Origin of the sequence: Burkholderia cepacia GG4 (assembly GCF_000292915.1) — a bacterium.
Classification (GTDB): Bacteria; Pseudomonadota; Gammaproteobacteria; order Burkholderiales; family Burkholderiaceae; genus Burkholderia; species Burkholderia cepacia_D.
In genome coordinates, this window is sequence record NC_018513.1 from 856498 (window position 1) to 868547 (window position 12050).

The 12050-nt window shown below is 67.9% G+C and carries 8 protein-coding genes, 1 tRNA gene and 1 pseudogene; 2 read left to right on the plus strand and 8 right to left on the minus strand.

Annotated elements, in window-relative coordinates:
* Positions 1–2: 2 nt before the first annotated feature.
* The 4 genes and pseudogenes from GEM_RS03845 to GEM_RS03860 all read right to left on the minus strand — a co-directional run bounded on the left by GEM_RS03845 (position 3) and on the right by GEM_RS03860 (position 5010).
* Positions 3–3089: a biosynthetic peptidoglycan transglycosylase gene (locus GEM_RS03845; protein ID WP_014896140.1), complete on the minus strand. Its 3087-nt coding sequence runs from the start codon at positions 3087–3089 to the stop codon at positions 3–5.
* Between the two features lie 248 nt (positions 3090–3337).
* Positions 3338–3874: pseudogene (locus GEM_RS03850) on the minus strand (substrate binding domain-containing protein); the annotation flags it as partial.
* A 51-nt stretch (positions 3875–3925) separates the two neighbouring features.
* Positions 3926–4237, minus strand: a complete 312-nt coding sequence (locus GEM_RS03855) for a cupin domain-containing protein (protein ID WP_014896142.1) — start codon at positions 4235–4237, stop codon at positions 3926–3928.
* A gap of 89 nt (positions 4238–4326) precedes the next feature.
* Complete coding sequence (locus GEM_RS03860) at positions 4327–5010, minus strand: DJ-1/PfpI family protein (RefSeq protein ID WP_014896143.1); 684 nt, start codon at positions 5008–5010, stop codon at positions 4327–4329.
* A gap of 117 nt (positions 5011–5127) precedes the next feature.
* Between GEM_RS03860 and GEM_RS03865 the strand changes: the two genes are divergently transcribed.
* Together GEM_RS03865 and GEM_RS03870 are read left to right on the plus strand one after the other, a co-directional pair.
* Positions 5128–6096, plus strand: coding sequence for a GlxA family transcriptional regulator (locus GEM_RS03865; protein ID WP_014896144.1), 969 nt, complete (start codon positions 5128–5130; stop codon positions 6094–6096).
* Positions 6097–6293: 197 nt separating this feature from the next.
* Positions 6294–7271 carry a LysR family transcriptional regulator gene (locus GEM_RS03870; RefSeq protein WP_014896145.1) on the plus strand — a complete coding sequence of 326 codons (978 nt, stop codon included), beginning with the start codon at positions 6294–6296 and terminating at the stop codon, positions 7269–7271.
* 276 nt (positions 7272–7547) lie between these two features.
* Here the strand turns inward: GEM_RS03870 and GEM_RS03875 are convergent.
* The 4 genes from GEM_RS03875 to GEM_RS03890 form a co-directional block, all read right to left on the minus strand.
* Positions 7548–7624 (minus strand) — tRNA-Met (locus tag GEM_RS03875).
* A 124-nt stretch (positions 7625–7748) separates the two neighbouring features.
* Complete coding sequence (locus GEM_RS03880) at positions 7749–9407, minus strand: MFS transporter (RefSeq protein WP_014896146.1); 1659 nt, start codon at positions 9405–9407, stop codon at positions 7749–7751.
* Positions 9408–9632: 225 nt separating this feature from the next.
* Complete coding sequence (locus GEM_RS03885) at positions 9633–11192, minus strand: sensor histidine kinase (protein WP_014896147.1); 1560 nt, start codon at positions 11190–11192, stop codon at positions 9633–9635.
* A gap of 17 nt (positions 11193–11209) precedes the next feature.
* The gene (locus tag GEM_RS03890; RefSeq protein WP_014896148.1) at positions 11210–11938 is read right to left on the minus strand and encodes a response regulator transcription factor; all 729 of its coding nucleotides are present in this window, start codon (positions 11936–11938) and stop codon (positions 11210–11212) included.
* Positions 11939–12050: the final 112 nt, after the last annotated feature.

Below are 12050 nucleotides of genomic sequence, written 5' to 3' on the forward strand. Positions count from 1 at the left end.
CGTCAGGACGGCCTGGCCGCGGCCTGCGGCGTCGGCGTTTCCGCCTGCGGTGCCGGGCCCGTGGCCGGGCGCTCGATCAGCGGTGCGAGCGCCGGCGCCATCGACTTCAGCAACTGCACGGCCATCGCGCTCGTGAAGTCGTAGCGTGCCGCGTACGGCTCGTGCGCGGTCGCGGTCAGCACGCCGAAGAAGCGGTCGCCGAGCACGAACACGAACGTGCCGCTGCGATTGACCTTGCGCGACTCGATCAGCCGCGCGCCACGCGCATAGACATTGAAGCGCTGGTCGCCCGTCCCCGTCTTGCCGTACACCTCGAGCGTCTTGCCGTCGGGCAGCGTGAAGCCGCCCGCAAGGCGCCGCCCGGTACCGTTCAGCACGACGTCGCGCAGCAGCGTGCGCGTCACGTTGACGATCTCCGGCGACAGTGTCGGCTGCGGCTGTGCAGCCGCGCGTACGAAGCGCGTTTCGTACGGCGTGCCCTTCGCGAAGTCGAGGCGGGTGATCGTCTCGGTCGGCGCCTTCTGGCCGCCGTTCGCGATCAGGCCGATCAGTTTCGCGAGCGCGTCGGGCTGGTCGCCCGATGCGCCGATCGCGGCCGCGTACGATGGCGTGACTTCCGCGAACGGGTAGCCGAGCGCGCGCCACGCCTTCGTGATTTCCCCGTACGCACGCAGCTCGACCATGCGGCGGATGCGCCGGTCCTGGGTCCCGCGGTAGCGCGTCTTGTACAGCCACGAATAGGTGTAGAAGCGCGCATCGTGACTATCGCGCTGGACCTCGTCGAGCGACGCGTTCGGGTGCGCGCGCAGGTAGTTGAGCGTCCACAGCGCGAGCGGGTGGACACTCGCGATGTAGCCGCGATCGTTGAGGTTGAAGCGGTCGATCGCATACTTCGCATAGAGCGCGGCGAGATCGTCGTCCGACAGCGAAGCGGCCGGCGTGCCCTTCAGCTGCGCGCGCATCTGCGCATCGAACCACGCGAGCGATCCGTTCGGCGCGACGCTGCGCAGCACCGTCGCGATCTTCGGCGGCGACTTGCGCACGTCCTGCAGCATCAGCGCGAGTGCGTCGTCGGGCGCCTTGCCCGCATAGCGCGTGTAATAGCGCTTCACGTAGACCTTGCTTTCGCCGTCGACGAACTGTTCGAGGTAATGCTTGCGCTGCTCGGGATCGCCGAGCCACGACGACGACGGGCCGGCCGTCTTGAGCATCTCGTAATGGACGATGTCGCGCATCAGCCGCACGAACACGAGGTTGACCGAATGCTCGAACGCCGCGTGCAGCGTCAGGATCCGGCCGTTGTCCGACTTCTCGAAGTTCGAGAACACCTGCGCGCCGCCGCCCGTGTAGAACACGTCGGGGCTCGCCGAATACTTGCGTTCGACCGCCGCGTCGAGCATTGCCTGCAGCGAGCGATCGCGCGTATGCGACAGGTAGTCGAGCGCCCAGTGCGACAGCCCGTCGATCGGGTCGGGCTTCACCTGCGCGAGTTGCGCGTTCGACAGGTTGCCGTAGCGCGCGTGCAGGTCGGAGACGATCTGCAGGTAGGTGATCAGCGTGCGCAGTTTCGCGGTCGAGCCGAGGTTGATGCGGCCGCCGCGGTTCACGTCGAACGGCTGGTTCACGCTGTCGGTCTGCACGCGCAACATGTTCGCGCCGTTGCGACGCTCGTACAGCGTGAAGCTGTACGTGAGGTGCGACGGGTCGTCCTTCGGCGCGAGCATCTCGAAGCCGTACAGGCCGGCGGCCTGCGCGCCGTCGCGGGTCGAGGCCCGCGCGAGCCGTTCGGCCACCGCCTGCTGCACGCCGTTGTCGAGCGTGCTGGTCGCCTCCAGGTCGAACTGGTCGAGCTGATACACGTCGCTGATGCCGAGCGCCGACAGCAGCGACGCGCGCGCCGACGACACGGCCTTGCGCGACACGAACGACTGCACGTGCGCGGCGGCCGGCGGCGCGCTACGCTCTATCTGCGCGGCCAGCGCGGCATCGCGCAGCGCGGGCGAGATCACGCCGCCGTTCGACAGCAGCCGCAGGTAGCTGTCGGTCAGCTTCTGCAGCGCCGGATAGCCGCGATTCAGGAAGTACGACGGCGCGCGCTGCGCGATGATCAGCGACAGCACCTCGCGGAACGTCTTGCCCTGTTCGTCGACGTTGTCGCCGGTCGTCGGCGCCGACAGGATGCGGTTCACGTCGTTGAAGTCGCGGCCGTACCACGCGGCGAGGCCGTCGCCGATGCCGGTGATCTCGCCGACATGCGGCCGCGCGGCGAGTGGCACCGAGTTCAGGTAGCGCACGAGGATCGAGCGGCGCGCGAGCATCGTCTGCGGGCCGTTCAGGTACGCGAGGATCGACGCGGACGCGATCTGCCGCAGCTTCTCCGGCGGCGTCGCGGTGCGGCCGTCGGGCGAATGGCGGAACTTCTCGATCTGCGTCGCGAGCGTGCTGCCGCCCGGGCGCGTCTGGTGACGGTTGACGACGTGCATCGCCTGGTCGGCGACCGCGCGGCTGAAGCGTCCCCAGTCGATCGCCGGGTTGCGGTTCGGCTGGTTCGCGTCGAGCAGGTAGCGGTCCTCGATGAACAGCAGCGAATCGGCGACCACGCGCGGCACCGTGTCGAAATCGGCGTACACGCGCTGCGGGAACACGGTCGCGAACAGCGGCGAGCCGGTCGAATCGAACAGCATCAGCCCGGCCTGGTCTTTCTCTTCGTAAGGCAGGAACAGGCCGTGATCGGCGAGCGACAGCATCCGCTCGGAATCGCGCGCCTGCTTGCCCACGACGAAGCCGCGCGCGAGCAGACGCTGCTGGAACGCAGGAATCATCGCGTAGCCGAGGCGCTGGTCGTACGGGCCGTTGGCGGGGAAGCGGATGTGATCGCTCGCGCCCGTCTCGATGGTGTAGCCGACGTCACGGGTGAGGTCGGACAAGTAGTGCGCCTGCAGGCGCGACGTCTCGATCTCGGTCATGACGAGCCGCGCAATGATCGCGATCGCGATCAGCAGCGCGGCCAGCAAAGACCACTTGATCCACGTCCAGACCGATGCGCTACCGGTCATGCGCGGCAGGATGCGATTCAGCGGCCGATTCATGGCGGCATCTCCCTGAAGGCACGGGCTCCGGCCGCGCCTCATTAAGGATTAGTTTAGTCCTCAACGGCGGGCTGCCAAGAGCGTTCACTACGGAGATGCACGGACGCAACAGCCGTGCCCGGCCTGGCCAGGCCCGGGGGCTGCGATCCGGCCATCCGCGGGCCAGCCGGCGAGCCGGCCTGGCCGGTCGGGGGCGGGGAAGGGCCCCGACGTCGATACGGAAAATGGTGCGCGATTACATCCTTCATTCACCTGACGAAATGTTCGATCAGGTGATCGACGAACAGCCGGACCTTGCGTGGAAAATGGCGCCGGCTCGGGTAAGCGATATTCATCTCGAGCGCCTCCAGCCGATAGTCGGGGAGGAGCGTCAGCAGCCGGCCGTCGGCGAGGTCCGGTTCGACGAGAAAGTCGGACAGGACCGCGATGCCCATGCCCGACATCGTCCAGCGCCGGATCAACCCGATGTTGTTCGACGATGCGGACTTGTTCGGCCGCACGGTGACGCGCGTGTGGTCGTGCTCGAACGACAGGTATTCGCCCGCGAAATCGGCATGGAATGCCAGGCACGTGGGCGACGCGAGATCGTGCGGATGGGCCGGCGCACCACGCCGCTCGACGTACTGCGGCGCTGCGCATACGATCCGCTTGAGTCGCGTGAGCGGGCGTTTCACCAGCGTGTTGTGGCTGACTTGTTGCGACAGCAGCAGCCCGATGTCGAAGCCCTCCGACACGAGATCGACGTGACGATCCACGATCGTGCCTTCCGGCACGATGGCCGGGTGGCCGGCGCGGCGATCAACGGCCCCGACGCGTCCGCGAACGGTTGCCCCGCATCAGACGCTGCCTGCGGCTTCGATCACGAGGATGCGTGCTTCGCCGAGCGGGTGCGCGACGTGTTCGGTGCCGATCGCCGCGTGGAACACGTCGCCCGTTTCGAGCACCGTTGCGTGCTCGATGCCCGCTTCGCGATAGCGCATCTCGACCCGGCCGTCGAGCACCGCGAAGACTTCCTCGCCTTCGTTCACATGCCACCGGTACGGCTGATCGGTCCAGTGCAGGCGGACCGAAATGCCGTTCAGATCGGCAATGTCGAGCGCACCCCATGGGCGCTGCGCGGTGAACGCGGTGCTGCGGATGATTTTCATCGGTGGTCCTGAAGTGCGAATGTTGCGGCAGGGCGGCGGCGCAGTGGCGTCGTGCGACGGCCTGCCTGCCGGATTTCGGATGCGCGAGATCAGCGCGACATCGCGCTCAATGCCGCTTCGATCAGCTGCCTGCGCTTCTCCAGGCCGGCAGCCGAGCGCTCGGTCACGCGCTTCAGGACCGATGCGGGCGCGGTGTCCGGCGAGCCTGCGTCGAACGGCGGCGCGGGCGCGTATTCGAGGGCGAGCTGGATCGATTGCGCCTCTTCCTCGCCGGCCAGTTCGGCGGCGATCGTCAGCGCGAAGTCGATGCCGGCCGTCACGCCGCCGCCGGTGATCAGGTTGCCGTCGCGCACCACGCGCTCGTGCACCGGCACCGCCCCGAGCGGTTCGAGCAGCCCATGAAACGCCCAGTGCGTCGTCGCGCGGCGTCCGCGCAGCAGGCCGGCCACGCCGAGCAGCAGCGCGCCCGTGCAGACCGACGTCACGTATCGCGCGGTGGCCGCGCGCTGCTGCACGAACGCGATCGTTGCGGCGTCGAGCAGCAGGTCGTTGATCCCGATCCCGCCGGGCACGCAGATCACGTCGAGCGGCGGGCAATCGTCGAACGTGCAGGTCGGCGCGAGCGCGAGGCCGCTGCTCGATGCGACGGTGTCGCGCGATTTCCAGACCAGGTGAACCGCCGCGTCGGGCAGCGACGCGAGCACGTCGTGCGGGCCGGTGAGATCGAGTTGCTGGACGCCCGGAAACACGAGAAGGCCGATATGCAGGGTCATGCGAAGGCTCCGAATGGAAGGGGGACACGCCGCGTCCGGCGCTCGATGGACAGATCGATTCTAGGCGCGTAGTGTTTGGCGAAATTGCCAGATCACCCACGTTTTCAGCCAATCGCCATGTCTGCCGCTTCGCGCTCGATCCTGATCCTCGCGTTCCCCGGTGCGCAACTGCTCGACGTGACCGGGCCGCTGCAGGTGTTCGCGTCCGTCAACGAACTCGCGCAGGAGCGCGGGCAGCCCGCACCGTATGCGCCGCGTGTCGTGGCCGCCGAGGCGGGGCCGATCGAGACGTCGTCCGGTCTCGTGGTGGTGGCCGATGCGCTGCGCTCGGCCGTCCGGCCGGATACGGTGATCGTCGCGGGCGGCAAGGGCGTGCACGCCGCGTCGCGGGATGCGCGGATGGTGCGCTGGGTCCGGCAGCAGGCACGGCGCGCGCGACGCGTCGCGTCGGTCTGCACCGGTGCGTTCCTGCTCGCCGAGGCCGGCCTGCTGGACGGGCGGCGCGCGGTCACGCACTGGGCACGCTGCGACGAATTCGCGGCGCGCTACCCGAACGTGCGTGTCGAAGCCGATCCGATCTTCATCCGCGAAGGCGCGCTGTGGACGTCGGCGGGCGTCACGGCCGGCATCGATCTCGCGCTCGCGCTCGTCGAGGAGGATCTCGGGCGGGCGATCGCACTCGACGCCGCGCGCGAACTCGTCGTGTTCCTGAAACGGCCGGGCGGGCAGGCGCAGTTCAGCGCGATGCTGTCGATGCAGCGCACCGACGACCGCTTCGGCGAACTGCATGCATGGATCGCCGAGCACCTGACCGCCGACCTGTCCGTGCCTGCATTGGCCGAGCGCGTCAGCATGAGCGAGCGCAGCTTCGTGCGGCATTATCGCGCCGGCACCGGGCGCACGCCCGCGCGTGCGGTCGAGCAGATCCGCGTCGAGGCCGCGCAGCGCCTGCTCGGGGAAACCGTGTGGCCCGTCAAGCGGATCGCCACGCGGTGCGGATTCGGTTCGGAAGAGACGTTGCGGCGCAGTTTCGTGCGCGTGCTTGGCGTGTCGCCGCAGGGATATCGCGAGCGGTTCGTGCGGTAACGCGTGGGCGTACTGCGGGTGGCGTGGGCGCGGCAACCGGGGATGGACCGATCGGTGCGCTGAACTGAACGAAATTCGATCACTTTCGAGTTCGAAGCGCTGGAACTATTCGTGAGCGGAGAACAATGGATGGGGGCTTGTGCCGCGCCGGCCGCGCGCTCTATTCTGTTCTGTTGGCGATTCGAAGGGGGCGCAGCATGGACCGCATCCAGGCAATGGAAGTTTTCACCCGCGTGGTCGACGCGAACAGCTTCACGCGTGCCGCCGACACGCTCGCGATGCCGCGCGCGTCGGTGACGACCATCATCCAGAATCTCGAGGCGCTGCTCGGCGTGCGCCTGATGCACCGGACGACGCGCCGGCTGTCGCTGACGCCGGAGGGCGCGGCGTACTACGAGCATTGCATGAAGATCATCTCGGAGATCGCGGAAGCCGACGCGAGCTTCCAGACCGGCAACCGCAAGCCGAGCGGCGTGCTTCGCGTCCACATGCCGAGCTCGCTCGGGCGCCGCATCGTGTTGCCGGCGCTGTCGATCTTTCGTCAGCGCTATCCGGACATCACGCTCGATCTCGGCCTGGCGGACCGCTACGTGGATCCGGTCGAGGAGGGCATCGACTGCATGATCCGGGTCGGCCCGCTTGAGGATTCGTCGATGGTCGCGCGGCGCATCGGGATGCTCAAGCGCGTGACCTGCGCGTCGCCCGGCTATCTGGCGCGTCATGGCGAGCCGCAGGAGATCGCCGATCTGGCCGACCATCACGCGGTCAATTTCCGCGCGAGTCACGGTGCGCGCGCGATTCCGTGGGTGTTCATGATCGAGGGCAAGCCGGTCGAGGTGCGGATGAACGGCAGCGTCACCGTCAACGATTCGGATGCATACGTGACGTGCGGGCTCGAAGGTTTCGGGATGATCCAGCCGACGCTGTTCATGGTGCTGCCGAACCTGCGCGACGGCTCGCTGGTCGAGGTGCTGCCGGACTGCAATCCGAAGCCCAAGCCCATCTCGATCGTGTATCCGCACAACCGGCATCTGTCGCAGAAGGTGCGCGTGTTCGCAGACTGGATCGCGGAGTTGTTCGAGTCGACGCCGGCGCTGGAGGGCGGGGAGAACTGGCGCGGGAAGGTGCGTGTGGAGGCGCCGCCCGAGGTGCGGGGCGGGGCGGTGGTGGCCTGACAGGTGGATGGCACGACGAACGCGGTGCAGGGCGCGGCGTTCGCGGGAGCCGGCGCTGCAATGGACGATCGAGCGCGGCGCGCGCTCGGGGCGCATCGCGATGCATTTTCGTGCAGGACTATCTGGGACGGCTCGCGTGCGGCACGGCGTGACGTGCAATCTGCGTTGAGGACGGTGCGCGGAGGGGCGGGAAAAAGAAGTGGGCTCGCGGCGGACACCCCGCTGAGCCCAACTGAAAAAGCCCGGTAGATCGAAGATCTACCGGGCTTTCGCATTTGGTGGCGAATCAGGGATTCGAACCCCGGACCTGCGGATTATGATTCCGTCGCTCTAACCGACTGAGCTAATTCGCCGAAGAATTGAATTATGTAGATATGCAGTCGGGCTGTCAACACCTTTTTCCATCTTTCCTGAAAAAAGTTGCCGGCGGCCCATGCCGGCCCGGGTTGCGGGCGGGTTTCCGCCCGCCGCCCGGCCTCAATCCTGCGCGTAGATGTTCGAGTCCTTCGTCTCCTTGACGAACAGCAGACCGATCACGAACGTGGCCAGCGCGATCACGATCGGATACCAGAGCCCCGAGTAGATATCGCCCTTCGCCGCGACGATCGCGAACGCGGTTGCCGGCAAGAAGCCGCCGAACCAGCCGTTGCCGATGTGATACGGCAGCGACATCGACGTGTAGCGGATCCGCGTCGGGAACATCTCGACCAGCATTGCGGCGATCGGGCCATAGACCATCGTCACGTAGATCACGAGGATCGTCAGGATCACGATCGTCATCGGCCAGTTGAGCTGCGTCGGGTCGGCCTTGGCCGGATAGCCGGCAGCCTTCAGCGTCGACGCGAGCGTCTTGTCGAACGCCGCGCCCTGCGCCTTCGCATCGGCCGCCTTGCCGTCATAGGCCGCGATCACCGTGTCGCCCACCTTGATCTCGGCGGTCGAGCCGGCCGGTGCCGCGACGTTCTCGTAGTTCAGGCCGGCCTTCGCGAGCGCGCTCTTCACGATGTCGCACGAGCTCGTGAACTTCGACGTGCCCACCGGGTTGAACTGGAACGAGCAGGTGGCCGGATCGGCGACGACCGAGATCGGTGCCTTCTGCGTCGCGAGCTCGAGCTGCGGGTTCGCGTAGTGCGTGAGCGCCTTGAACAGCGGGAAGTAGGTGAGCGCCGCGATCAGGCAGCCGGCGAGGATGATCGGCTTGCGGCCGATCCGGTCCGACAGTGAGCCGAAGAACAGGAAGAACGGCGTGCCGATCAGCAGGGCGATCGCGATCAGGATGTTTGCGCTGGCACCGTCGACCTTCAGCGTCTGCGTGAGGAAGAACAGCGCGTAGAACTGGCCCGTGTACCACACGACGGCCTGGCCGGCGGTCAGGCCGACGAGCGCGAGGATCACGATCTTCAGGTTTTTCCACTGGCCGAACGCTTCGGTCAGCGGCGCCTTCGACGTCTTGCCTTCCGCCTTGATGCGCAGGAACACCGGCGATTCGTTCAGCTGCATCCGGATCCACACCGACACCGCGAGCAGCAGGATCGACGCGACGAACGGCACGCGCCAGCCCCAGCTGCCGAACGCTTCTTCGCCGATGAACGTGCGCACGCCGAGGATCACGAGCAGCGACAGGAACAGGCCGAGTGTGGCGGTGGTCTGGATCCACGCGGTGTAGAAGCCGCGCCGGTTCGCCGGTGCGTGCTCGGCGACGTAGGTCGCCGCGCCGCCGTACTCGCCGCCGAGCGCGAGGCCCTGCAGGAGCCGCATTGCGATGAAGATCACGGGCGCTGCGATGCCGATCGACGTGTAGCCGGGCAGGAAGCCGACCACGAACGTCGAGATGCCCATGATTACGATCGTCACGAGGAACGTGTGCTTGCGGCCGACGAGGTCGCCGAGCCGGCCGAACACGATCGCGCCGAACGGTCGCACGGCGAAGCCGGCTGCGAAGCCGAGCAGTGTGAAGATGAACGCGGCGGTCGGATTGACCCCGGAGAAGAAGCTCTTGCTGATGTAGGCCGCGAGTGACCCGGCCAGGTAAAAGTCGTACCACTCGAACACGGTGCCGAGCGACGACGCGAAGATCACCTTCTTCTCTTCGCCCGTCATCGGCGAGTGCGAAATTTGCCCGCCTAACGTTGCCATGAATCGTCTCCAAGTCCCTTGATATAGATATGCGGCCGCCTTGGGTGGGCGGGCCTGTCGACGATTATTGGCACGGAAACTTACGGCGCACTGACTCGCGCGCACAAAACGACTGCGCGTTAACCCGCGGCGAATCGGCCGCTTCGCGTCCCGATCGTGTCGCAAACGGGCGGTAAAACGCCGGTTTCGATGCGATCGCGGCGCCGGATGGGCGCGGTGCGTGCGTCAGGATTGCGCGGGGGGCGTGTCCGATAGCGGCAGGCTGATGCGCACGAGCGTGCCCGCGAGGCGCGGCGTGCGCTGGTAGACGTGATCGTCGAGCGTCAGCGTGCCGCCGTGCTGCGCGGCGATCTCGCGCACGATCGCGAGCCCCAGGCCGCTGCCGTCGCCTTCGCGACCGAGGATCCGGTAGAAGCGCTCGACGACGCGGTCGCGCTCGGCGGCGGGGATCCCCGGCCCGGTGTCCTCGACCTCGAGATGCACGCGCTGCGCCGCGCGCTCGGCCCGCACGCGCACGGTGATGCGGCCGCCTGCGGGCGTGTAGCGGATCGCGTTGTCGACCAGGTTGCCGAGCATCTCGCGCAGCATCACCGGGTTGCCGTCGACGTCGAGCGGTGCGTCGTCCTCGTCCGGCGGGCCTTCGTAACCGAGGTCCATCCGCTTCGCGAGCGCGGCCTGCACCCAGTCGCGCACCGTGCGCCGCGCCAGCGCGGCGATCTCGACCGGCTCGAACGTCAGCCCGCTCGCGCGGTTCTCGGCGCGCGCGAGCGCGAGCAACTGCGTGACGAGCCGCGCGGCCTGCTCGGAGCTGGTCGCGATCTGCTCGAGCGAGCGCTGCACGTCGGGCGGCACGGGGTGGCGCAGCGCGAACTCGGCCTGCGTGCGCAGGCCCGCGAGCGGCGTCTTCATCTGGTGCGCGGCGTCGGCGATGAAGCGCTTTTGCAGCGCCATGTTCTGTTCGAGGCGCGCGAGCAGGTCGTTGAACGACGTGACGAGCGGCTCGATCTCGGGTGGCGCCCGCTGCGCCTCGACGGGCGACAGGTCGTCGGGCCGCCGCGCGCGGATGTGCGCCTGCAGCGCGTTGAGCGGCGCGAGCCCGCGCGACAGCCCGAACCAGACCAGCAGGATCGCGAGCGGCAGGATCACGAATTGCGGCAGGATCACGCCCTTGATGATGTCGTTCGCGAGCGCGTTGCGCTTGTCGAGCGTCTCGCCGACCTGCACGAGCACAGGCTGCGTGCCGCTCGATTCCGGCAGCGCGACAGTTGTATACGCGACGCGCACGTCGTTGCCGCGCAGCAGGTCGTCGCGGAACACGACGACGCCCGGCGGCGGGCGATCCTCGTCGCGCGGCAGCGGCATGTCGGCCTCGCCCGCGACCAGCTCGCCGCGCGCGCCGAGCACCTGGAAGTACACGCTGTCGACGTTGTCCGCGCGCAGGAAGTCGCGCGTCTGCTGCGGCAGCGTCAGCTCGGCGACGCCGTTGACCGGATGGATCTGCCGCGCGAGCACGTACGCGTTGGTCTCGAGCGCGCGATCGAACGGCCCGTTCGCGATCGTCTTCGCGACGAGATAGGTGACGGCGATGCTCATCGGCCACAGCAGCAGGAGCGGCGCGAGCATCCAGTCGAGGATCTCGCCGAACAGCGAGCGCGGGCGCGCGGCCTCGGGTGTGTCGGTTTCGTCGGGCGGCGCGAACGGGTTCTCGTAGCGCGCGTCGCGCGCGGCGTCGGCGGCGGACGGCTGCTCGCCGGTCGGATGGCGGGAATGGGCCGGCGTGGCCATCGCGGCGACGGCCGGTGTCAGCGCAGCGGCGTGCCGGCCGCCGCGGGCTGGGGCGCCGCCGTGTCGGCCGGCGCCGCGGGCGCGACTTTCTCGAGGCAGTAGCCGAGGCCGCGCACGGTGGAGATCCGTACGCCGCTCGGCTCGATCTTCTTGCGCAGCCGGTGCACGTACACTTCGATCGCGTTGTTGCTGACTTCCTCGCCCCATTCGCACAGATGGTCGACGAGCTGCTCCTTCGACACGAGCCGGCCGATGCGCTGCAGCAGCACTTCGAGCAGGCCGAGCTCGCGCGCAGACAGGTCGAGCACGCGCTCGTTCGCATACGCGATGCGGCCGACCTGATCGAACGCGAGCGAACCGTGGCGCACGACGGTCGGGCCGCCGCCCGCGCCGCGCCGGGTCAGCGCGCGCACGCGCGCCTCGAGCTCGTTGAGCGCGAACGGCTTGGCCATGTAGTCGTCCGCGCCGAGGTCGAGCCCCTTCACGCGTTCGTCGACGCTGTCGGCGGCGGTCAGGATCAGCACGGGGAGATTGGAATTGCGCGCGCGCAGGCGCTTCAGCACCTCGAGCCCGGACATTTTGGGCAGCCCGAGATCGAGGATCAGCAGGTCGAAGGACTGCATCGACAGCGCGGTATCGGCCTCGACGCCGCTCTTCACGTGGTCGACCGCATAGCCCGATTGGCGGAGTGACCGGGTGAGGCCGTCCGCGAGTATGCTGTCGTCTTCGGCGATGAGAATTCGCATGTTGCTGACCGGTGGCCGGCGGGGCGTTCACGCCGGCGCGGCTGTCTCCGAAGTTATTCGTGTACAACGCAGCCCGCATTGCGGGCTTGCATAAAACACTGTTTTTTTATAC